The organism is Comamonas sp. NyZ500 (assembly GCF_016772095.1).
In the GTDB taxonomy this organism is placed as follows: domain Bacteria; phylum Pseudomonadota; class Gammaproteobacteria; order Burkholderiales; family Burkholderiaceae_C; genus Comamonas; species Comamonas thiooxydans.
On sequence record NZ_JAEIJE010000001.1, the window covers coordinates 107,354 to 130,253 of the forward strand.

The 22,900-nt window shown below is 62.5% G+C and carries 16 protein-coding genes; 12 read left to right on the forward strand and 4 right to left on the reverse strand.

Annotated features, from left to right (window positions below; all coding sequences use genetic code 11):
* Window positions 1-173 precede the first annotated feature (173 nt).
* A complete protein-coding gene (gene map / locus JAO85_RS00535; protein ID WP_039048430.1) occupies window positions 174-986 on the reverse strand; it encodes a type I methionyl aminopeptidase in 813 nt (270 codons plus the stop codon).
* Window positions 987-1,165: 179 nt separating this feature from the next.
* Between map and purL the strand changes: the two genes are divergently transcribed.
* Window positions 1,166-5,176: a phosphoribosylformylglycinamidine synthase gene (gene purL, locus JAO85_RS00540; RefSeq protein WP_039048431.1), complete on the forward strand. Its 4,011-nt coding sequence runs from the start codon at window positions 1,166-1,168 to the stop codon at window positions 5,174-5,176.
* Between the two features lie 132 nt (window positions 5,177-5,308).
* Here purL and JAO85_RS00545 read toward each other — a convergent pair whose 3' ends face one another.
* On the reverse strand, window positions 5,309-5,575 hold the full coding sequence (locus tag JAO85_RS00545; protein WP_039048432.1) for a hypothetical protein: 267 nt from the start codon (window positions 5,573-5,575) through the stop codon (window positions 5,309-5,311).
* Between the two features lie 502 nt (window positions 5,576-6,077).
* On the opposite strand from JAO85_RS00545, the gene JAO85_RS00550 reads away from it, so the two are divergent.
* The 6 genes from JAO85_RS00550 (at window position 6,078) to JAO85_RS00575 (ending at window position 15,223) form a co-directional block, all read left to right on the forward strand.
* Window positions 6,078-6,452, forward strand: coding sequence for a helix-turn-helix domain-containing protein (locus tag JAO85_RS00550; protein WP_003069723.1), 375 nt, complete (start codon window positions 6,078-6,080; stop codon window positions 6,450-6,452).
* Window positions 6,453-7,015: 563 nt separating this feature from the next.
* On the forward strand, window positions 7,016-8,395 hold the full coding sequence (locus JAO85_RS00555) for an SWIM zinc finger family protein (protein ID WP_202787494.1): 1,380 nt from the start codon (window positions 7,016-7,018) through the stop codon (window positions 8,393-8,395).
* The gene (locus tag JAO85_RS00560) at window positions 8,392-10,149 is read left to right on the forward strand and encodes a DUF5691 domain-containing protein (protein WP_039048433.1); all 1,758 of its coding nucleotides are present in this window, start codon (window positions 8,392-8,394) and stop codon (window positions 10,147-10,149) included. Before JAO85_RS00555 ends, JAO85_RS00560 begins: the two co-directional genes overlap by 4 nt.
* A 37-nt stretch (window positions 10,150-10,186) precedes the next feature.
* Window positions 10,187-11,269: an AAA family ATPase gene (locus JAO85_RS00565; protein ID WP_012837834.1), complete on the forward strand. Its 1,083-nt coding sequence runs from the start codon at window positions 10,187-10,189 to the stop codon at window positions 11,267-11,269.
* Between the two features lie 172 nt (window positions 11,270-11,441).
* A complete protein-coding gene (locus JAO85_RS00570; protein WP_039048495.1) occupies window positions 11,442-14,015 on the forward strand; it encodes a DUF5682 family protein in 2,574 nt (857 codons plus the stop codon).
* Between the two features lie 2 nt (window positions 14,016-14,017).
* Window positions 14,018-15,223 carry a VWA domain-containing protein gene (locus JAO85_RS00575; RefSeq protein ID WP_034351664.1) on the forward strand — a complete coding sequence of 402 codons (1,206 nt, stop codon included), beginning with the start codon at window positions 14,018-14,020 and terminating at the stop codon, window positions 15,221-15,223.
* A 33-nt stretch (window positions 15,224-15,256) separates the two neighbouring features.
* Here JAO85_RS00575 and JAO85_RS00580 read toward each other — a convergent pair whose 3' ends face one another.
* Window positions 15,257-15,466, reverse strand: coding sequence for a hypothetical protein (locus JAO85_RS00580; protein ID WP_003056494.1), 210 nt, complete (start codon window positions 15,464-15,466; stop codon window positions 15,257-15,259).
* Window positions 15,467-15,608: 142 nt separating this feature from the next.
* On the opposite strand from JAO85_RS00580, the gene JAO85_RS00585 reads away from it, so the two are divergent.
* The 4 genes from JAO85_RS00585 to egtB all read left to right on the forward strand — a co-directional run bounded on the left by JAO85_RS00585 (window position 15,609) and on the right by egtB (window position 20,185).
* Window positions 15,609-16,628, forward strand: a complete 1,020-nt coding sequence (locus JAO85_RS00585; RefSeq protein WP_003069734.1) for a DUF808 domain-containing protein — start codon at window positions 15,609-15,611, stop codon at window positions 16,626-16,628.
* A gap of 213 nt (window positions 16,629-16,841) precedes the next feature.
* The gene (locus JAO85_RS00590; RefSeq protein WP_039048435.1) at window positions 16,842-17,456 is read left to right on the forward strand and encodes an OmpW family protein; all 615 of its coding nucleotides are present in this window, start codon (window positions 16,842-16,844) and stop codon (window positions 17,454-17,456) included.
* Between the two features lie 358 nt (window positions 17,457-17,814).
* Window positions 17,815-18,870, forward strand: a complete 1,056-nt coding sequence (gene egtD, locus JAO85_RS00595; protein WP_370552182.1) for an L-histidine N(alpha)-methyltransferase — start codon at window positions 17,815-17,817, stop codon at window positions 18,868-18,870.
* Window positions 18,857-20,185: an ergothioneine biosynthesis protein EgtB gene (gene egtB / locus JAO85_RS00600; protein WP_039048437.1), complete on the forward strand. Its 1,329-nt coding sequence runs from the start codon at window positions 18,857-18,859 to the stop codon at window positions 20,183-20,185. Before egtD ends, egtB begins: the two co-directional genes overlap by 14 nt.
* A 27-nt stretch (window positions 20,186-20,212) precedes the next feature.
* On the opposite strand, the gene JAO85_RS00605 is transcribed toward egtB, so the two are convergent.
* A complete protein-coding gene (locus tag JAO85_RS00605; protein ID WP_039048438.1) occupies window positions 20,213-21,490 on the reverse strand; it encodes an O-acetylhomoserine aminocarboxypropyltransferase/cysteine synthase family protein in 1,278 nt (425 codons plus the stop codon).
* A gap of 206 nt (window positions 21,491-21,696) precedes the next feature.
* Here JAO85_RS00605 and JAO85_RS00610 point away from each other — a divergent pair, with 206 nt between their 5' ends.
* On the forward strand, window positions 21,697-22,893 hold the full coding sequence (locus JAO85_RS00610) for a diguanylate cyclase (protein ID WP_039048439.1): 1,197 nt from the start codon (window positions 21,697-21,699) through the stop codon (window positions 22,891-22,893).
* The last annotated feature ends 7 nt before the right edge of the window (window positions 22,894-22,900 follow it).

Genomic DNA, 22,900 nt, shown 5'->3' on the forward strand with positions numbered 1-22,900 from the left:
CGTTTCAACAGGGCAAGTGCTTGAGCGTCACCTTAACCCAACTGACTTGGGCTTGAGGCCTGTGATGGCAAAAAGATGAGCGCATGGCGCTTGCAGCACAAGGTCTACAAGCAAAAAATATGCCGCATCCGGCTTTGGCCGGTGCGGCATGCAGGTCAGCGGCAGCAGTGCGCTCAGGTGCGGATGGCCGTGATGAAGTCGGGCGGGGTGGGCGAGCCCTCGGACCAGGTCAGCACGTCATAGCCGGTCTTGGTGACGGCCAGCATCAGCTCCCACTGGGCAGTCAGGCTGCGGTCCTTGGTGACGACGGTCCAGCCGTCAGGCATGGCCTTGATGTCGCGCTTGCCCAGATTCAGCATGGGCTCGATGGTGAAGACCATGCCTTCTTCCAGCACCACGCCTTCGCCGGGGCGGCCGTAGTGCAGCACCTGTGGCTCGTCGTGGAACACCTTGCCGATGCCGTGGCCGCAGTATTCACGCACCACGGACAGGTTGTTGCTCTCCGCATAGGTCTGGATGGCGTGGCCGATATCGCCCAGCGTGGCACCGGGCTTGACCTGGGCAATGCCCTTCCACATGGCCTCGAAGGTCAGCTTGGACAGACGCTTGGCCGCAATCGTGCCTTCGCCAATGATGAACATGCGGCTGTTGTCGCCGAACCAGCCGTCTTCGGTGATGATGGTCACGTCGACATTGACGATATCGCCCTTCTTCAAAGGCTTGTCGTTGGGGATGCCGTGGCACACCACATGGTTGACCGAGGTGCAGACGTAGGCCGGGTAGGGCGTCATGCCCGGAGGCTGATAGCCCAGGCAGGCCGTCTTGGTACCTTGCTCGGCCATGCGCTTGGCGCACAGATCGTCGATCTGCTGGGTGGTGATGCCGGGCTTGATGTGGGGGGTGATGTAGTCCAGCACATCCGAAGCAAAGCGGCCTGCAACGCGCATGCGCTCGATGTCTTCGGGGGTCTTCAGTGTGATGCTCATGGGCGCAATTATCCCATTGCGCGCTTGAACATGCAGGGCTTGTGGGTGTGAGCATTCGGACTAACCCCGAGGCACGGTAAAATCCGAGGCTCACCGAATTCAGCGCTTTGGCCCGGTCCTCTCAGGCAGGGGATTGGCCAGGACGCTTTTCAACAGCCTTCACATAAACAGGCCGCCACGTGACATTGCATCTGACACAGTTTGAGGGTGGAAACGCCCTGAGCTCGTTCCGCGCCCAACAGCTTCTGACCGATCTGGTCGCCATCCACCCCAAGATCACCGGCGTATCTGCACGCTTTGTGCACCTGGTTGCCACCGAGGGCGCAGTTGCGCCCGCATTGCAAGAGCGCCTTTCGGCGCTCTTGACTTATGGAGACCCTTACACGGGCAGCGCTGAAGGCCTGGCCTTCATCGTCACCCCCCGTCTGGGCACCATCTCTCCCTGGGCATCCAAGGCCACCGATATCGCCCGCAACTGCGGCCTGAATGTGTTCCGTGTGGAACGCATGACCGAGTATCGCGTGGACGTGAAGGCGGGCCTGCTGGGCGGCAAGCCCGAGCTGTCGACAGAGCAGACGGCTCAGATTGCCGCCTTGCTGCACGACCGCATGACCGAGTCCGTGTTTGCGACACGTGCTGAAGCCGAGCAACTGTTCACCACCTTGGCGGCACAACCCATGGAGTTTGTGGATGTGCTGGGCGGTGGCCGCGCAGCGCTGGAAACCGCGAACAAGCAATGGGGCCTGGCCTTGGCCGAAGACGAGATCGAGTATCTGGTCAACGCCTTCAACGATCTCAAGCGCAATCCCACGGATGTGGAACTGATGATGTTCGCGCAGGCCAACTCCGAGCACTGCCGCCACAAGATCTTCAACGCCAAGTTCACCATCGACGGCGTGGAGCAGGAAAAGTCGCTGTTCGGCATGATCCGCAACACCGAAGCCTGCTCGCCCCAGCACACCGTGGTGGCCTATGCCGACAACGCTTCCATCATGGAAGGCCATGAGGTCGAGCGATTTGTCGCCAAGTTCGATGCCAAGGCAGACGCAGTCAGCGCCCCCAGCTACCAGAAGCAGGCTGCTACCAACCATGTGCTGATGAAGGTGGAAACACATAACCACCCCACGGCAATTTCGCCCTTCCCCGGCGCTTCGACCGGCAACGGCGGCGAAATCCGTGACGAAGGCGCAACAGGCCGTGGCTCCAAGCCCAAGGCCGGCCTGACCGGCTTCACCGTCTCCAAGCTCTGGGGCAGCGAAGTGGGCAAGCCCGAGCACATCGCCAGCCCGCTGCAGATCATGATCGAAGGCCCTCTGGGTGGCGCGGCGTTCAACAACGAGTTCGGTCGCCCCAATCTGACAGGCTATTTCCGCGAGTACGAGCAGCAGGTCGGCGACATCACCCGCGGCTACCACAAGCCCATCATGATCGCCGGCGGCCTGGGCGTGATCGATTCCGAGCTGACCAAGAAGATCGAGTTCCCGGCGGGCACGCTGCTGATCCAACTGGGCGGTCCCGGCATGCGCATCGGCATGGGCGGCGGTGCGGCAAGCTCCATGGCTTCGGGCACCAATGCTGCGGAACTGGACTTCGACTCGGTGCAGCGCGGCAATCCCGAGATCGAGCGCCGTGCGCAGGAAGTCATCAACCATTGCTGGCAGCAGGGCGCAGGCAACCCCATTCTGGCCATCCACGACGTGGGTGCCGGTGGTATCTCCAATGCCTTCCCCGAGCTGACCAACGATGCCGGGCGCGGTGCACGCTTTGACCTGCGAGCCGTCAAGCTCGAAGAGTCCGGCCTGTCGCCCAAGGAAATCTGGTCCAACGAATCGCAGGAGCGTTACGTGCTGGCCATTGCTCCGGAGTCGCTGGAGCAGTTCACGGCCTTCTGCGAGCGCGAGCGCTGCCCGTTTGCCGTGATCGGCACGGCCACCGAAGAGCGCCAGCTGGTGCTGGAGGACACGGCGGTCGAGTCCGGCGACCAGAAGTTCCCCGTGGACATGCCCATGAACGTGCTGCTGGGCAAGCCGCCCAAGGTGCACAAGGATGTGACCAGCGTGGAGCGCGAGCTGCCCGCCATGGACCTGACCGGCGTGCCGCTGGAAAAGGCCGTGATCGAAGTGCTGGCCCACCCCACGGTGGCTTCCAAGCGCTTCCTGATCACCATTGGCGACCGCGCCGTCGGTGGCCTGACCCATCGCGACCAGATGGTCGGTCCCTGGCAGGTGCCGGTGGCCGACGTGGCCGTGACCCTGGCCGACTACAAGGGCTTCAAGGGTGAAGCCATGGCCATGGGCGAGCGCACACCGCTGGCCGCCATCGACGCTCCCGCCTCGGGTCGCATGGCCGTGGCCGAAGCCATCACCAATATGCTGGCCGCCCCCATTGAACTGTCCAAGGTGAAGATGTCGGCCAACTGGATGGCCGCCTGCGGCGAAGCCGGTGAAGACGCTGCGCTGTACGCCACCGTCAAGGCCGTGGGCATGGAGCTGTGCCCCGCGCTGAACATCTCGATTCCCGTGGGCAAGGACTCCCTGTCCATGCGCACCCAGTGGAGCGAGAACGGCCAGACCAAGAAGGTCACCTCGCCCGTGAGCCTGATCATCACCGGCTTTGCCGCCATCGACGATGTGCGCTCCACGCTCACGCCCCAGCTCGACGCCGAGGTGGAAGACAGCACCCTGGTGCTGATCGACCTGGGCCGCGGCAAGATGCGCATGGGCGGCTCCATCATCGGCCAGGTGCTCAATCAGTCGGGCAACGAAGTGCCGGATCTGAATGACCCCAAGGATCTGATCGCCATGGTGGATGCAGTGAATGCACTGCGCGCCAAGGGACTGATCCTGGCCTACCACGACAGGGGCGACGGCGGCCTGCTGGCCACGGCCGCCGAAATGGCCTTTGCCGGCCATGTGGGCGTGGCCTTGAATGTGGACATGCTGATCACCGAAGGCGATGGCATCTCCGACAGCCGCATGGATAGCGGCGAAGGCAAGAACTGGGGCAAGCAGGTCTCCGGCCGTCGCGAAGACCTGACCTTGCGCGCGCTGTTCAACGAAGAGCTGGGCGCCGTGCTGCAGATCAGGACCGAGGACCGTGCCGAAGTGCTGCAGGTGCTGCGCGAACATGGCCTGATCCAGTGCAGCCATGTCATCGGCAAGACCCGTCCTGCTGCTTCTCCTGTGGACGCCGGCAAGGGCGAGCTGCAGGTGTGGCGCGATGCGAACAAGGTGTTCGGCGCAAGCCTGTCCGATCTGCACCAGGTCTGGGATGCCGTGAGCTGGAAGATCACCCAGCAACGCGACAACCCCGTTTGCGCCGACAGCGAGCATGCTGCGGCGGGCGAGCCTGCCGACCCCGGCATGCATGTGCATCTGACCTTCGACCCTCAGGAGAACGTGGCAGCGCCCTTCATCAACGTGGCTGCCAAGCCCCGCGTTGCGGTGCTGCGCGAGCAGGGCGTGAACTCCCATGTGGAAATGGCCTACGCCTTCACCGAAGCCGGCTTTGATGCGGTGGACGTGCACATGAGCGACCTGCAGTCCGGTCGTGCGCAGCTCAAGGACTTCGCCGGTGTGGTGGCCTGTGGCGGCTTCAGCTACGGCGACACCCTGGGTGCGGGCATTGGCTGGGCACGTTCCATCACTTTCAACGACCGTCTGTCCGAGCAGTTCCAGGCTTTCTTCGGTCGCAGCGACACCTTCGGTCTGGGCGTGTGCAACGGCTGCCAGATGTTTGCCGAGCTGGCCGATATCATCCCCGGTGCGCAGGACTGGCCGCGCTTCACGCAGAATCAGAGCAACCGCTTCGAAGCGCGTCTGTCCATGGTCGAAGTGCTGGAGTCGCCCAGCCTGTTCCTGCAAGGCATGGCCGGCTCCCGCCTGCCCATCGCCGTGGCGCATGGCGAGGGTTATGCCAACTTCCAGTTCCGTGGCAATGCAGAGCAAGTGGTCAAGGCCATGCGTTATGTGGACAACCACGGCCAGCCTACCGAACAGTACCCGTTCAACCCCAACGGCTCGGCCGGTGGCCTGACAGCAGTGACGACGGCCGATGGCCGTTTCACGGCGATGATGCCTCACCCCGAGCGCGTATTCCGCAATGTGCAGATGAGCTGGACCTCGGGCGACAAGTCTGAATTCAGCCCCTGGATGCGCGTCTGGCGCAACGCCCGCAAGTGGCTGGGTTGATTCCCTGGCACTGCTAGTGCAATCAAAAGGCTCTGCATTCTGCAGAGCCTTTTTTCATGGTTCATGGTCTTCCCGGAGGCCGATTTCAAGGATCGGATGAACTGCTTTCCGCGTCCTGTCGGAAGCGTAGGTCTAGATCGTCTCCAGTTGCTGCATCAGATGCTGGCGCATCAACTCGGCCATCTGCGCGGCTGGCTTCGCATCTATATGCCAGCGGCCATAGCTGGTAAGGATATCGAAGCCTCGCCGCATGTCCGGCACATGGTGGCTCAACGCATAGCCGATCAACTGCGCTTGGTGGCAGGCAATCTGGGCTTGCGGCACGGTTGCCGGCACCAACGAAGCTGCTGCCGTAAAAGCCTTGCCATCGGCACGCTGATCGAAAATGTCCTGGCTCATGACTCAAAACTCCAGTCGGGCCTGATCTGCAGGTCCTGGCGTTGGTGTTGAATAGCGCATGCTTTCAGCTGCACCGATTTGCCCGCGACAGTCGCGCATGGATAGCTGATGCTTTGACAGTATCAAGTCCGTAAACGCCGGACTCAGACAAAGGCTGAAATTGTCGAGCGCTACAGAACACATTCGTAGAGTGCCTGCTGTCAGAGCAGGCAAGATCCGTTGCCGACACTGCACCGGCTGTTGATCGGGAAGCGGCTATCTGGACTGTTCCGTGTCCATTGGGCGACCGTAGGCCTTGGCTCTCAAGTCATGTGCGGGCCTGCGCGTGAGGATGTAGCTGCTTCATGTCAAAATCTATCGATTGATGTGAATAGGTGCAGCAGCTCTGTGCAAAGGGCTGCTGCTTTTTGCCTCTAGTGCGGTGCTGTGAAGCGGCGCTAGCTTGGCTTTGGTATGGCAATGGTACGCAAATGCGTATATTTGTCAATATTGAGTTACACATATGGGTATTGGTGCGCGTTTGCGTGAGGAACGAGAACGCCTTGGCTTAAATCAGGAAGGGTTTGGCCAACTTGGCGGTGTGCGCAAGCAGGCGCAACTGCTCTACGAGAAAGACGAACGAAAGCCGGATAGCGATTACCTTGTTGCGGTTGCCGCAGCAGGTGTTGATGTGCTGTTTGTGCTGACAGGCCGGCGCCAGTCAGATCTTCCAGCGGGGGATGCCAGCGAACAGCTCTTGCTGGAGAACTTTCGACGCTGTTCGTTAGCTGCCAGACAGAATCTCTTGCAGTCTTCTGTGTTGTTGGCCGCGGGCTTGCCAGCCGAAGCATCGTCCGTGGCTAATTCTCCGACCCAGAGCCGACTTCCAAGGCTGTGACACAGGGCGTGTATGGCGTCGAAGGTGTGCTGGTCGATTTGACCCAGAGCATTCAGACCCTCGGTAGCAATTTGACAGCCAGATAGGCAGCAAGGTGCACTTGCGGGCAGCTGGCGCGGCATGAGCACCGAAGCCGGGTCGAGCCATTGGTAAGCAAAAGTAGCGGGAATGTCGTGGCTTGGCTGCGGCGGAGTCGGTACTTGCATCTGCAGCAGCGTCGGTGGGCTGAATGTTCACCGGGAACAGCGGTACCGCAGCTTGACGAGGAAGCCGGTTGATGCATGTCACCCAGCTTCTCTATGTTCTGATTTTTTGCACGTTTTCATCGGCACAGTGCCATGGCGATGATAGGCTGACGCATTGCGCGCAACGGTTTGCGCGGTCTGTCAAACCACAGTTTTTGCCGCGCTGAAAGCACTGTTTCAGCAAAGTGCGGACGAGGTTTTCCGAGGGTAGTCTCGCACTCGCCCTTGGTGCGTAAACGCCTCGAACTATCAAGATATTGCGTCGATTCGGGACGGGAGACATTGGTGTCGCGTGTATTAGCAACGGAAGCGGAAGTTTTGGCGCTGTCGCCGGATGCTGCGTCATCCAAGGCGGCCAAGGGACTGCAGTCCCTGAGCAAATGGCCGAACACAGGCAGCAATGATGCTGCGGTTTGGGGGGAATGCCAGGGCAGCGGCAGCAAGCCGTATCAGACTCAGGTCGATCTGAGCGGGCCGGCCTTCAAGTGCTCCTGCCCCAGCCGCAAGTTCCCCTGCAAGCACGGGCTGGCGCTGATGCTGTTGCGCGCAGGCGGCCAGGTGCCGGAGGGCGGCGAGCCCCCGGAATGGGTCAGCAACTGGTTGGGTGGGCGTCAGCAAAAAGCCGAGCAGAAAGAGGCCAAGGCGGCCGCCATTGCCGCTGCGCCAGTGGCGGATCAGGAGGCTCTGGCCAGACAGCAGGCCAAGCGCGAGGACAAGCGCTGGGACAAGGTTGCTGGCGGCATGCAGGAGCTGTCGCTATGGATGCAGGACATGGTGCGCACCGGCCTGGCCAATCAGGCCGGCGACAGCCAGACGCGCCAGCACTGGAACACCATGGCGGCACGCATGGTGGATGCCCAGGCCACGGGCATGGCCGCACGTATCAGGGAAGCCTGGGAGTTGGTGGACAGCCACCCAACCTGGCCGCGTGACCTGCTGGTGCAGCTTGGCCATTGGCAACTGCTGGTGGACGCGGTGCAGCGGCGTGACTCGCTGAGCCCCGAGGTGAAGGCCGACGTCATGGCTGCCCTGGGCTGGCCCATGGACAAGGCCGAAGTACAGGCCCGTGGCGAGACCATCAGCGACGATTGGCGCGTACTGGGCCAGCGCCTGATTGAGCGCGAGGGTCGTCTGCTGGAGCGTCGCGTCTGGCTGCAGGGCCTCAATACCGGCCGCTCGGCCCTGATGCTGGACTATGCCCAGGGCGGTCGCGGGTTCGAGACGGCCTGGGTGAGCGGCGGCGCTTACCGCACAGCCTTGAGCTTTTATCCGGGCAGGGCGAGCCTGCGGGCGGTTGCCGTCAATGGGGTTGAAGCACTCGACAGCTCCGATGCCGCAGCCCTGACGCTCAAGGCTCTGGGCGAACCGTTGCAGCAACTGGGCGAGCGCATTGCCGCCAATGCGCTGCAGCCGGTGCAGCCGCTGTGGTGTGCGAATGCCCAGCTGTTGTATGCCGAGGGGCAATGGCTGGTGGGCTGGCCCACAGGGCAGAGCCAGCCGGCGCCCGTGCCTGCGGTGATTGCCGACGACGAAGCCTGGCGGCTGCTGGCGCTGAGCGGCGGCACGCCTCTGGCACTGTTCGGCGAGTGGGAGTCCGGGCCGCAACTGGGGCGCTGGCGCTTGCTCAGCGCCTGGCAGCAGGGTGCCCACAGCCAGGACTTGTCCTCCATCTGGCAGAACCAAGGAGAGATGCGATGAGCAGCGCCAATTTATGGGCTGCGCTGCAGCAGTCAAGTCTGGTCGGCGCGGACAGGCTGGCCGTACCTGCGGTGTTGACCGCGCAGGTCGATGCCGCAGCCAGCCCCGGTTTGCAAGCCATGCAAGCCGCCTGGCTGCAGCCGGCTGCGTCAACGGCTGCACAGCTGCTCAGAGCCAGCGCCGTCGCCGCCGTATTGGAGCGGGCGGGCTGGCAACCCGGTGCGCAGGTCAGGCTCGGCGCACCTTTGAGCCCCCCGGCACTGCCTGCCGACGAGTCTCGCCGCGCGCCCGAGGATGAGCGCTTGCATGGCCTGATGCGTGATGTGCTGCAGCATGGGCCAGAGAGCTTGCTGGCTCCCATGTTTGATGCACTCGATCAGGCCGGACAGCGCTTGCCTCATGCGCTCCTGGTCGATGCTTTGAACGAAGGCCGCCGTTCGGTGGAACTGCGTACCTGGCTGACGCCGGTGCTGGGCGAGCGAGGACGCTGGCTGGCCGGGCTCAACCCGCAGTGGAGCTATGCCAGCGGCGTGCAGGAGACGGCCAATGCCGAGCTGATCTGGCAGGAGGGCTCCATCGAGCAGCGCGTGGCGCTGCTGCACAGCGAACGTGAGACCGATGCCGACCAGGCCCGCGCCAGACTGGAAGCCAGCTTGAAGGAACTTAATGCCAAGGAGCGGGCGCCCATGGTGCTGGCCCTGGGTGTAGGGCTGTCGATGGCGGATGAGCCGCTGCTGGAAAAGCTGCTGACCGATCGCAGCAAGGAGGTGCGCGAGAACGCGGCTCGTCTGCTGTCGCGTCTGCCGCAAAGCGCGCACAGCCTGCGCATCCTGGGCTGGCTGCAGTCCATGCTGAGCCGCAATGCCAAGGGGGAATGGCAGATCGAGCCGCCCGAGGAGGGCAGCAAGGACTGGGAGCGCGACGGCATTGCGCTGCAGCCGCCGGCCTATATCAAGGGTGTGAAAGCCTGGTGGCTGCAGCAGATGGTGGAGCTCGCGCCGATTGACTTCTGGCTGCAGACCCTGGAGATGACGCCCGAGCAGCTCTGGGACTGGAGCCGCCGCAGCGACTGGAAGACCGCCCTGCGCCAGGGCTGGCTGGCGGCACTGCGCGATCAGCCCGATGTACGCTGGATTGCGCTGCTGCAGACCATGGAGCGCGATTCACGGGCCGAAGCGCTGCTGCCGGCCCTGCTGGACCGGCTGAGCCAGCAGGAGCGCGAGGCGCTCTGGCAGGCGCAGTTGCAGCAGGCCAAGGGCAACCTGGTGGACCGCATCAACACCATCGAGAGCAGTATGCCCGTGGTTGGCGTGTTCTCTCAGTCCATGTCGGAGCAACTGATGGACGCTCTGGACAAGGCGCTGGGCGGCAAGCAGGCCACGGGCAGCTGGCATAGCTGGCAGGCCGATCAGGCCGTGCTGGCCTGCGCGCGCCGGCTGCATCCGGCCGTTCTGCCGCGCTTTGTGCGGCTCTGGCGTCAGCCTTCACAGGCTGAGAAACCTGCCGTGCCAGAGCAGCAGCCCGAGGCAGCAGCCCCGTCAGGGCTGGCCGGGCTCTGGCAAAAATTGGTATCCAAGGTGGCTGATGCGGCCGAAGAGGCCACTACCGTTGCTGCGCAAAGCAGCCTGACTCCCGAACAACAGGCGCGGCTGGAGCGCGCCCGCCTGCGCCCCTGGGATGACGAGCGCGTGCTCGAGCAACTCAACCGTATCGCCGATCTGCGCCTGGCCCTGCATGCCGCGCTGCGCGCCTAAGCCTTCGAATTTTTCTGCATTCAACCCGAAAGTCATCATGAGCCAAGTACTACGTCAGCACGCCGAGGCGCAATTTGCCGAAGAACTCGATGCCCTGCAGAAGGTGGACGACCGTCCGCGCCCGCCCAACTGGAAGCTCTCGCCCTGGGCCGTGCTCCAGTATCTGATGGGTGGCAAGCTCAGCAACGGGTTTGAGCTCAGCCCCAAGTACATCGGCAATCCGCGCCTGATGGAGATTGCCGTGTCCACGCTGGCCACCGACCGTGCCTTGCTGCTGTACGGCGTGCCCGGCACGGCCAAGTCCTGGGTGTCCGAGCATCTGTCTGCGGCCGTGAGCGGCGATTCGACCATGCTGATCCAGGGCACGGCCGGCACCAGCGAGGAGCAACTGCGCTATGGCTGGAACTATGCACAGTTGCTGGCCCACGGCCCGTCCGAGAAAGCGTTGATTCCCAGCCCGCTGGTCAACGCCATGAAGCTGGGCAAGATCGCGCGCATCGAGGAGCTCACACGTATTCCCGCCGATGTGCAGGACACGCTGATCACCGTGCTGTCCGAAAAGACGCTGCCCGTGCCGGAACTGTCCATGGAGTTCCAGGCCGTTCAGGGATTCTCTGTCATCGCCACGGCCAATAACCGCGACAAGGGCGTCAACGAGTTGTCGAGCGCATTGAAGCGCCGCTTCAACACCGTGGTGCTGCCTGTACCCGCCTCGCAGGACGAGGAGGTGCAAATCGTCACCAAGCGCGTGGCCGAGCAGGGGCGGGCGCTGCAGCTGCCAACCGAGCCGCCTGCGTTGCAGGAAGTGCGCCGCGTGGTGCAGATCTTCCGCGAGCTGCGCCACGGCCAGACCGAGGACGGCAAGACCGTGCGCCTGAAGTCGCCCAGCTCCACGCTGTCCACGGCGGAGGCCATCTCGGTCATCAACAGCGGCATGGCGCTGGCCGGCCATTTCGGCGATGGCGTGCTGCGCGCGGCCGATGTGGCCTCGGGCCTGCTGGGTGCGGTGATCAAGGACCCGGTGCAGGACACGGTGGTGTGGAAGGAATATCTGGAAACCGTGGTCAAGGAACGTAGCGACTGGAAGGATCTGTACCGCGCCTGCCGCGAGCAACTGTAATTCGGCAAGCGGCTGCCACAGCCCTTGATACTTCGTTGCTTTGTCTCGCCGTAGCGCTGCTACTGTCTTCGACAAAGACGCCTCGTCTCAAGCGCGAATCTTCGATTCGCTGGGCTGTGCCAACCGCATTGAAATGCAGTCGCTCCTCAAGAATTTCTGATTGACCCAGCCCATGGCCACTTCCGCTGATTCTGTTCATTTCTTTGGCATACGCCATCACGGCCCGGGCTGCGCTCGCAGTCTGCTGCAGGCGCTTGAGGCCTTGCAGCCCGATTGCCTGCTGGTGGAAGGCCCGCCCGAGGGGGAGGCGCTGCTGCCCATGCTGCAAAATGCCGAGCTGCGCCCGCCCGTGGCCATGCTGGTCTATATGCAGGACGAGCCCAGCCAGGCCGCGTTTTATCCGTTTGCCGAGTTCTCACCCGAATGGCAGGCATTGCAGTGGGCCAGTCGCCAGGGTGTTGCCACGCGTTTTATCGACCTGCCGCAGACCCATGGCATGGCCATCGAGTTTGCACGACGCGAAGCGCTGAAGAAGGCGGCAGAGGATGCTGTGCAGGCGGCGGCTGTCTCGGACTCGGAGCAGGATGGCGCACAAGCGCCAGATGACGCGAAGGCCGCGACGCTGGCCGATATGCAGGATGGCGACGAGCATGAGTTGCAGTTGGACCTTCCGGCGCCGGCCCCTCAACACCTGCACCGCGATCCGCTGGACTGGCTGGCCCATGCCGCAGGCTTTGACGATGGCGAGAGCTGGTGGAACCGTCTGGTCGAGGAGCGCGGCGACAGCGAAGCACTGTTTGAAAGCATTGGCGAGGTGATGACGGCAGCTCGCGAAGAACTGTCCAAGGACGGCGAACATTGGCGCGGCGAGGAATACATGAAGCGCGAAGCACTGCGCGAGGCCCATATGCGCCAGTGCATTCGCGAGGCGATCAAGGCCGGTCACCAGCGCATTGCCGTGGTCTGCGGTGCCTGGCATGTGCCGGCGCTCAAGGCCAGCGTGACGGCCAAGGCCGACAGCGCCCTGCTCAAGGGCCTGCCCAAGGCCAAGGTGATGGCGACCTGGGCCCCCTGGACTTATCGCAACCTGGCCAGCAGCAGCGGCTATGGCGCGGGTGTGACTTCTCCGGGCTGGTACCAGCATCTGTGGCAGTGTTATCAGTCGTCCTCGAATTTGGAGTCCAATCAGCCTCAAACGATTGATGGTAAAGCGCAATCAGCTATCAAAAAAGAGGTTTCTCCGGCCACACTGCGTACAGCTGGCTGGCTGACGCGCGTGGCCCATCTGCTGCGCGACAAGGATCTGGACTGCTCCAGCGCCCACATCATCGAGGCCACGCGTCTGGCCGAGGGCCTGGCGGCGCTGCGCGGCCAGCCCATGCCCAGCCTGGAGGAGATCAACGAGGCCATAGTCACCGTGATCTGCATGGGCGAGGACGCGCCGCTCAGGTTGATCGATGAGGAGCTGACCGTCGGTCATGTGCTGGGCCAGGTGCCCGCCGATGTACCCCAGGTGCCGCTGCAGCGCGATATCGAGCAGCAGCAGAAGTCGCTGCGTCTCAAGCCCGAGGCGGCAAGCAAGCTGCTGGCGCTGGATTTGCGCAAGGACATGGATCTGGCACGCAGCCATTTTCTGCACCGTCTGCGCCTGCTCGGCATTGACTGGGGCGTGCGCGCCACCGATGCCCAGCGCAACCGGGGTACCTTCCGCGAAAGCTGGCAACTGCAGTGGGAGCCCGAGCTGGCGGTGCGCATCATCGAGGCCAGCGTGCACGGCGCGACCGTGGCCCAGGCCGCCACGGCCAGGCTGCGCTCCAGCCTGACGCCCGAGACCTCGCTGCCCGAAATCGCGCAGGCCATCGACGATGCGCTGCTGGCCGATTTGCCGCAGCTGGTCGAGGCCCTGATTGCCACACTGGCCCAGCGTGCAGCCACCACGGGTGATGTGGCCCAGTTGCTGCAGGCCTTGCCGCCGCTGGCCAATGTCTATCGCTATGGCAGCGTGCGCCAGACGGATACCGTCCTTTTGGCAGGCGTGATCGATTCGCTGGTGCTGCGCGCCGCCATCGGCCTGCCTGTGGCCTGCATGGCCATGGATGAGGAGGCTGCGGCCGCCATGAAGACCAAGGTGCTGGCGGCGCACGAGGCACTGCGGCTGCGCACCAGCAACGGCGAGGCGCAGCAGGCGGTGGATGCCTGGCGCTTGGCACTGCGCAGCCTGGCCATGGGGGATGCCGCAGCGGCGCTGCTGCGCGGCATGGCCTGTCGTTTGCTGCTGGACGAGCAGTTGCTGGAAAGCGCTGAAATCGTGCGTCAGTTCAACCGCAATCTTTCGCTGGGCGCGGCGCCCATGGATGTGGCGGCCTGGCTGGACGGTTTCCTGAACCAGCAGGCGCTGGTGTTGCTGCATGACGAGTCCATCTGGGGTGCTGTCGATGCCTGGCTCAGCGGTCTGGGCGAGCTGCAGTTTGCCCAGATTCTGCCGCTGGTGCGGCGCAGCTTCTCGACCTTCAGCAATCACGAGCGCCAAAGCCTGGGCGACAAGGTCAAGCGAACTCCTGTGGGGGGCGCTGCGGCACCTGGTCCTGCCGTGGGTGCTGCGGACGACGCCGCGCCCTGGGATGAGTCGCGTGCCTTGCGGGCCTTGCCCGTGCTCAATGAGTTGCTGGGATTGAATCTGCCCCAGGCGCTGATGGGACAAGCCCAGGCAGCTACCGATTTTGATGCGGCTGCGGCCAAGGTGTGACGATGAATCAAACAGCAAATTTGGCGACCGAGCCGCAACAGGAGTCCGAAGAGCTGCAGCCCACCACGCGGCTGCAGCGCTGGCGCATGGTGCTGGGCAGCCCCGCTGACGCCAGTTGCGGTGGTGTGACGGGTCGCTTGCAGGAGATGGACCAGGCGCTGGCCGCCTTGTATGAGGAAGACAGCAAGCTGGCATCGCGCAAGGGCGGACGCGGCAACTCCTCGCCCTCGGTATCGCGCTGGCTGGGCGATATCCGCAAATACTTTCCGAGCCAGGTCGTGCAGGTCATGCAGCGCGATGCCATGGAGCGTCTGAATCTGCGCGAGCTGCTGCTGCAGCCCGAGATGCTGGAGAATGTGCAGCCCGATGTGCATCTGGTGGCGGACCTGATTTCGCTGGGCTCGGTGATTCCGCAGAACACCAAGGCCACGGCGCGGCTGGTGGTGCGCAAGGTGGTGGACGAGCTGATGAAAAAGCTCGAAGAGCCCATGCGCAGTGCCGTGGCCGGGGCGCTGGACCGCAGCCAGCGCAACCGACGCCCGCGCCATGCAGAAATCGACTGGAATCGCACCATACGCGCCAACCTGCGCCATTGGCAGCCCGAGTACAAGACCATTGTTCCGGAGACGCTGATCGGCTATGGACGCAAGGCGCGCCGCCCGCAGCGCGAGGTGATTCTGTGCATTGACCAGAGCGGCTCCATGGCCAACTCGGTGGTCTATTCCAGCATCTTTGGTGCGGTGATGGCCAGTCTGCCGGCCGTGGCCACCAAGCTGGTGGTGTTTGATACGGCCGTGGTTGATCTGACGGAAAAGCTCGACGACCCCGTCGATGTGCTGTTTGGTGTGCAACTGGGTGGCGGCACCGATATCAACGGTGCGGTCGGCTATTGCCAGGGGCTGATCAGCGAGCCGCGCAACAGCATTCTGGTGCTGATCTCCGACCTCTACGAAGGCGGTGTGGAGTCGGGCCTGCTGCGCCGCGCCAACGAGCTGGTGGAAGCAGGCGTGCAGTTCATCACGCTGCTGGCGCTCAGCGACGAGGGAGCTCCGGCCTATGACGCGGAACTGGCGGCCAAGCTGGCGGCACTGGGCGTGCCCTCGTTTGCCTGCACCCCCGATGCCTTTCCGCAGCTCATGGCAGCGGCCATCCGTCGCGACGATGTGGCTGCCTGGGCGGCGACACAGGGCTTCAAGACCAGCAAATAGGAAGACTGCCCGAAGAAGACTGCTTGTTGAGGCTCAGTCGGGCAGAACGACGCCGAGCTTGGCCAGCCTGGCGGCCATCACATCACGGCGGCGCGCGGCCTTGGCAGCGGTTTCGCTGACCGTTGCAATGGTCTTGGGGCCTTTGCCCGCTGCGGCCTTGACCAGTTCCGCCTTCTTGGCGGCCTCTGCGGCAAGTTTGCGGTAGCTGGCAATCAGTTCGGCATGGGCGATGGCTTGAGTCACAGGGTTTCCGTTCGATGAGGGCGCTCATTGTCGCTGCAAAGCCAGTGCCGTGCCGAGCGCGCAGCTGATTGGCAATTTCCTGTCGCAATCGTGGCACGGTTTGCAGGCATGATGGCGATTTTGCAAACCAGCGGGAGAAGCGATGGCAGGTGCCGGCCTTTTGATGTTGCTAGACGATATTGCTAGCTTGCTCGACGACGTGGCCTTGATGACCAAGACCGCGGCAGGCAAGAGCACGGCAATTCTGGACGATGTGGCTACCCAGACCAAGGTTGCGGTGCAGAAGACGGCCGGCGTGTTGGGCGATGACCTGGCGCTCAATGCCGAGCAGGTTACGGGAGTGAAGGCCAACCGGGAGCTGCCCGTGGTCTGGGCAGTGGCCAAAGGTTCGTTGATGAACAAGGCCATCCTGGTGCCGGCGGCGCTGTTGATCAGCGCTTTTGTGCCCTGGTTGATCACGCCCTTGCTGATGGTGGGGGGCGCGTTTCTCTGCTTTGAGGGCGTGGAGAAGATCCTGGAGCTGTTTCACAAGCATCAAAAGCATGATGCGCATGACGCCGTGGTGGATGCCGAGGAGGCGGCCCATAAAGGTGTTGCGCCTTCATCGGTGCGTGCCGCGCGTGAAAAGCAGATGGACCCGATGGAGTACGAGAAGCAGAAGGTCAAGGGGGCCGTGCGCACGGACTTTATCTTGTCGGCCGAAATCATGGCGATTGCGCTGGGTACGGTGTCCGCCAAACCCATCTGGGAGCAGGCCTCGGTGCTGATCGCTGTAGCTCTGGCCATCACCGTGTTCGTCTATGGACTGGTGGCCGGGATCGTGCGCATGGATGACGTGGGCGGCTGGCTGATGGCCAAGAGCAGCAGCGCTGCCAAGGCCATGGGCCGTGGTCTGATTGCTTTTACCCCGTGGCTGATGCGCGGGCTGTCCATCGTGGGTACGGCTGCCATGTTCATGGTGGGCGGTAGCTTGCTGGTGCACGGCATAGAGCCGGTCGAACATTGGATAGAGCAGGTGATTGTGCCCACGGGCGGTATTGTTGCAGCGCTGGGACCGGTGTTGGTGCATGTGCTGGTTGGGGCCGTCATTGGCGGTGCGGTTGTGGTGTGCGTGGAGTTGTGGCACAAGCTGCGACCAGCCAGGGTGGCTCATCCGAATTGACGACTACCATCACTGCTGACGCAAATTTTTGCGCTTCATCAGTATCCTGGGCGGACGTGGCCGATGGGCAACGTCCGCTTTTTTCTTTGCGGTGTTGGTGTGCGGGTTGACCTGGGACAAACCCGTGTGGCAGTGGCTTTGTTTCAATGGATGCCAAGGGATGCCAAGGGATGCAAAGCATTGCTCTCACCCAATTCTTCAAGGAAAGAACCCATGAAAAAGACTCTGATCGCGATTGCTGCTGTTGCCAGCGCCCTGACGGCCGGTACCGCTTTTGCCCAATCTTCGTTTGACGGCTCCAGCCCTTGGCAGGTTCGCGTGCGTGCTCTGCATCTGGACAGCGACAACGGTGGCGCTGCCGGAGACGCAGGCGTGAGCATCAACAACAAGTGGATGCCTGAGCTGGACGTGTCCTACTTCTTCACGCCCAACATTGCGGCTGAGCTGGTGCTGACCTATCCTCAAAAGCATGATGTGCGCCTGAATGGCGGCAAGATCGGTTCGCTCAAGCATCTGCCCCCCACCTTGCTGGCGCAGTACCACTTCACCAACTTCGGGGCCTTCAAGCCTTATGTGGGGGCAGGCGTGAACTACACACGCTTCTCGAACGTGGACATCCTGGATGGTGCCGTGACCGTGAAGAAGAACAGCTTTGGCGGCGCGCTGCAGATCGGCTTCGACTATGCGCTGGACAAGAACTGGTCGCTGAACTTCGACATCAAGAAGGTGTATCTGGGTACCAAGGTCACAGGTGCAGGCGTGTTTGAAAACACCAAGTTCAAGGTTGACCCATGGCTGGTGGGTGTGGGTGTGGGCTATCGCTTCTGATAGCTTCACGGCAAAGAGTGTTCTTGTCTGCGGCCTTCTTCCCGCAGGCGAGGCACGCACCGCAGGCTCTGCGGTGCATCGGAGTCAGCAGGTCGGCATGGCCTGATGACTTCGGAGGCTAGGGTGTATGTTTAGATCGGTATTCCGCCAGCGCGGGGTACCGATTTTTTTTGCTGAATTCTTTGGCCAGTATTGACTTTGTCAGCATTGCTGCATGCGCATGCAGTAAAAGGATCGCTGGCTTCAGTCCTACTTCTGCCGATTGCCGGCCGCGCTAGGCTGAGGGTCTAAAGCAGGCTTGGCAGTGATGGCGCGGGCAATGGCTGCATCGCGCGATCAGCTCATTAGGAGGATCAGCATGCGCGCGACACCGGACAGGCAGGCAGCATCGATAGAGTTTGCATCACGCGCAGGGCGCATTCCATTGCCTCTGGCGTCCTCGTTGAGACCGCCACCGCTTCAGGACGATGGTTGCAGCTTCTTGGACGCGTATACCCCCCCGACGCATCTGCGCTATGAGCTGGCGCAGGGGCTGATGCAGCGGCAGGCGCAGATTTCTCCCAAGTTCCTATATGACGCGCATGGCTGCGCCCTGTTTGAGCAGATAACCGAGCTGCCCGAGTACTACCCCACAAGAACCGAGGCTGCCATCATGGCCCGCTATGACCTGGAGATCGCCCAAGCCATGGCGGGTTGCCAGGTGTTGATAGAGCTGGGCGCGGGCAATTGCGAAAAAGTGCGGCGCCTGTGCCGCAGCGTGGGGCCGCAGCAGTTTCTGGGAGTGGATATTGCGGTCGAGTTTCTGCAGGCCGCTGTGGCCAGGCTGGAGCACGACTTCCCGCGACTTACGGCTCGTGCAGTTGCGGCGGATTTCACGGGGGACTGGCATTTGCCGTCAGGCGTGCCACAGACGCGGCGTGAGCTGTTCTATCCTGGCTCCTCGATCGGCAACTTCGATACGCAGCAGGCTTTGCATATGCTCGGACATATGCATTCACTTCTGGGGGGCGACGGCGGGCTGCTGATTGGCATTGATCTGCCCAAGCCGGTACCGGTTCTGATAGCCGCTTACGACGATGAGCAGGGCGTCACAGCCGAATTCAATCTCAATGTGCTCAATCATGTGAACCGTCTGCTGGGCAGCGATTTCAATCTTCAGGACTGGGCGCATGAGGCGCGCTTCGACAGCCGGACATCGCGGATAGAGATGCATTTGCGCGCCCGTCGCCCCGTTATGGTGTGCTGGCCTCAGGGCCTGCGCTATTTTGCTCAGGGCGAGACCATCCATACGGAGAACAGCTACAAATACCCGCTGTCCGATTTCCTCTCCATGCTGGCTTGCACGGGATTTGCCGAGCCCAGGGTCTGGACCGATGAGCAGCAATGGTTTGCCGTCATTCATGCCCATGCCTGAAACCATGGCGCGGCCATTTTGCATGACACCTGCTGCCGGGGACTGGATAGTGCTGGCGCAGCAGTTCGAGCTGGTGAGGGCCTGCACGCAAAAGCTGGCTGCGCCCTTGTCTGCAGAAGATGCCTGCGTGCAATCCATGCCGGATGCCAGTCCTGCCAAATGGCATCTGGCCCATACCAGCTGGTTCTTCGAAACCTTTGTACTGGCCGTGCACCAGCCAGGGCATCAGGCTTTTGACGGCAGTTTTCGCATGCTGTTCAACTCCTATTACCAGCAGGTGGGTGCACGCCATCCCAGAGCCCAGAGGGGCTTGTTGACCAGACCGGCTCTGGCGCAGGTCATGGCCTATCGCGCTGTGGTGGATGAGCAGATGCTGGCGCTGATGGCCGCCATGAAAGAGAAAAGTCCGGCGACTCAGCAGGCCGTTGCTCAGCTCGTCGCATTGGGCTTGCAGCACGAGCAGCAGCATCAGGAGTTGATGCTCACCGATATCAAGCATTTGCTTTCTTGTCACCCGCTCTGGCCTGCTTATGCGTCAGATGGGGTGGCAGAGGAGAATTGCGTGCAGGCCTATGCTGATCTCACATGGCTGCCACTTGAGGCGGGCATCTACAGCATGGGTCATGGCGGGGGCAGCTTTGCGTTTGACAATGAAATGCCCAGGCACAGTGTCTATGTGCAAGCTGCGCAGATTGCATCGAGGCCCGTGAACAATGGCGAGTTTCTGCGCTTTGTGCTGGATGGCGGCTACAGCCAGCCTCAATGGTGGTTGGCCGAAGGCTGGGACTGGTGCCAGGCCCAGCAACTGAGCCACCCCTGGTACTGGAGGCAAGCTGAAGATGCTGCGGGTGATGCGGGCTGGCAGGAGTTCAGCCTGTATGGCGTGACGGCTCTGCATGCACTGAGACCTGCCTGCCATATCTCCTATTTCGAGGCTGATGCCTATGCGCGCTGGGCCGGTGCGCGCCTGCCGACGGAGATGGAGTGGGAGGTGGCAATGGGCAGGCTGGCCTGGCCTGCGTCCCGCTTCGGCGAGCCTGGCCGTCTGCACCCCGAGGTAGCAGGCACCCGTGCGGGAGCCGCAATCGGCCAGGTCTGGGAGTGGACGCATTCGTCCTATGCCGCCTACCCGGGCTTTCGCGTGGCCGAGGGGGCTGTGGGGGAGTACAACGGCAAGTTCATGGTCAACCAGTATGTGCTGCGCGGCGGCTCCTGCCTCACGCCTGCCGGTCATGCGCGGCTGACCTATCGCAACTTCTTTCCTGCAACGGCTCGCTGGCAGATGACGGGGCTGCGACTGGCGCGCGATGCCTGAGGTCGCGCGCCGGAGTCTCAGCCCGCTTCAGACCTGTTCCAAGGCCTGGTTCAGGTCGGCCAGCAGATCGTCAATATGCTCGATGCCCACGGACAGGCGCACCATGCCTTCGGTCACGCCGGCCTTGGCCAGTTCGTCCGCATCCAGCTGACGGTGCGTGGTTGAAGCGGGGTGGGTGGCCAGCGACTTGGCATCGCCGATATTGACCAGGCGCGTGAACAGCTGCAAGGCGTCCAGGAAGCGTGCTCCGGCCGCACGGCCTTCGCTGCCCTTGAGGCTGAACGACAGAATGCCCGATGCGCGGCCGCCAGACTGTTTTTGCACGATGGCATGGTCGGGGTGGTCTTTCAGGCCTGCATAGCGCACCCATTCCACCTTGGGGTGTTTTTGCAGCGTTCCTGCAATCTTCTGCGTGTTTTCGCAGATGCGGTCCATGCGCAGGGCCAGGGTTTCGATGCCTTGCAGAATCTGGAAGGCGTTCTGCGGCGAGATGGCGGCGCCCATATTGCGCAGCGGAACGACGCGGGCGCGGCCGATGAAGGCGGCGGGGCCCAGTGCTTCGGTGTAGACCACGCCGTGATAGCTGACGTCGGGTTCGTTCAGGCGCTTGAAGCGGGCCTTGTGCTCCGCCCAGGGGAACTTGCCGCTGTCCACGATCGCCCCGCCAACGCTGGTGCCGTGGCCGCCCAGGTATTTGGTCAGCGAATGCACGACGATGTCAGCGCCATGCTCGAACGGGCGCAGCAGGTAGGGAGAGGGCACGGTGTTGTCGACGATCAGCGGCACGCCGTGCCGGTGGGCCACATCGGCCAGAGCGCGGATATCGGTCACATTGCCCAGCGGGTTGCCGATGGACTCGATGAATACCGCCTTGGTCCTGGCATCGATCAGCTTGCCGAAGCTGGCCGGATCGCGCGGATCGGCAAAGCGCACCTCGATGCCTTGCTGCGGGAAGGTGTGGGCAAACAGGTTGTAGGTGCCGCCGTAGAGCGTGCTGGCCGACACGATGTTGTCACCCGTTTCGGCCAGGGTCTGGATGGCGGCGGTGATGGCAGCCATGCCCGATGCCACGGCCAGTGCGGCAATGCCGCCTTCGAGCGCCGCGACGCGCTTTTCCAGCACGTCGGTGGTGGGATTCATGATGCGCGTGTAGATATTGCCAGGGACCTTCAGATCAAACAGATCGGCGCCATGCTGGGCGCTGTCAAACGCGTAGGCCACCGTCTGGTAGATGGGCACGGCCACAGCCTTGGTGGTGGGGTCGGGGGAATAGCCGGCATGTACGGCGAGTGTCTCTATGCGCATGTGTGTCTCTTTGGAAAGTTATTCGAACGCCACAGCCCGGGCTTTGGCGTCATTGATTATGGGCAGGACGCTGACTCAGGAGAACGACCTAATGGCTATGTGCTTATGCCAGAGTGAAAGCGAGCGCTGTATCGGAATATTGGAGATACTTCTCGCCGGAGAATGGACGACGTTGAATTCACAGTTTCCTGCGCGGAGAACCTAAATTGGGCCAGCCTGCAGATTTGTACTTTGCCTTGATTGCGCCGGCTTGCGTGGTGTTGTTCGGGTTTGCCTTGTTGGCTTGCTGGTATGTGCAGCGCCGACAGCCGCGTGCGTTGTTCCTGCTCTGGCTGGTGGGCGGTTATGTGCTGCTTGCGACGGCTCTGGCTGCGCAAAGCCTGATGAGCAATGCGCAACTGAGCCAGTTTGCAATAGCCACGGCATGTCTGTATCTGCTGGGGACCTGGTCGCTGGCGCAAGGGGTGTCCCTGAGGCAGGGGGCTGCAGGGGCGAGTGTGCCCTGCGGCCTGTTGATCGCTGTCGTCGCCCTGTCCGCGCTGTTCTATTTTTCCCGGATCGAGAATGATTTGTGGGTCCGCGTGCAGTGCCTGGCTCTGGCCATGGCCTTGCAGCTGGCCCTGGCCATGCCGGCGTTTCTCAAGGCCGATTCGTCAAAGGACTGGCTGGAGCGTGGCGTGCGCTGGGCCTATGGGCTCAACGTCTGTTATGCCTTGTTCAGGCCGGCGGCCGTAAGTCTGTTGCCCGTTCACGAAGTGCAGGAGCTGACCCGATCTGGATACTGGTTGCTCACCCAGGCCATAGCGCTTCTGTTTGCGATGTGGTTTGCGGTAGGACTGCTGGCCTGCTCGGTCAGGGATGTGATGACGACATTGCGCGAAGAGCGCAACCGTGACTCTTTGACGCGCCTGCTCAATCGCCGCGCCTTCATGGAGGCCGCAGAGTCGCGCTTGGCCGATCAGCGGCTGGTGCCCTGGGCCGTGGTTGCCGTGGACATCGATCATTTCAAATACATCAACGACAACTGGGGCCATGCGGCCGGCGATCAGGTGCTACAGCAACTGGCACAGTTGCTGACTCAGCAGGTCAGAGACTGCGATCTGGTTGCCCGCTTCGGCGGAGAAGAGTTTGTCTTGCTGCTCTCGCGAGTACAGCTGTTCGAAGCGCAAGCCATTGTGGAGCGTGTGCGTGAGCGCTTGCAAAGCCAGGTGCTCGGAGGATTGGCTGCGCAACTCAGGGTAACAGCCAGTTTTGGCATCGCTGCACTCAGTTCCGCACAGGATTTCGAGCAGGCACTGGCTCGGGCCGATGCGCTGCTATACCAGGCCAAGAAGGCAGGGCGGGATTGTGTCATGAGTTCTGCGCAGGACGAGAGCGAGCTGCAATGGAGAATGATTGCCTGAATCCCGT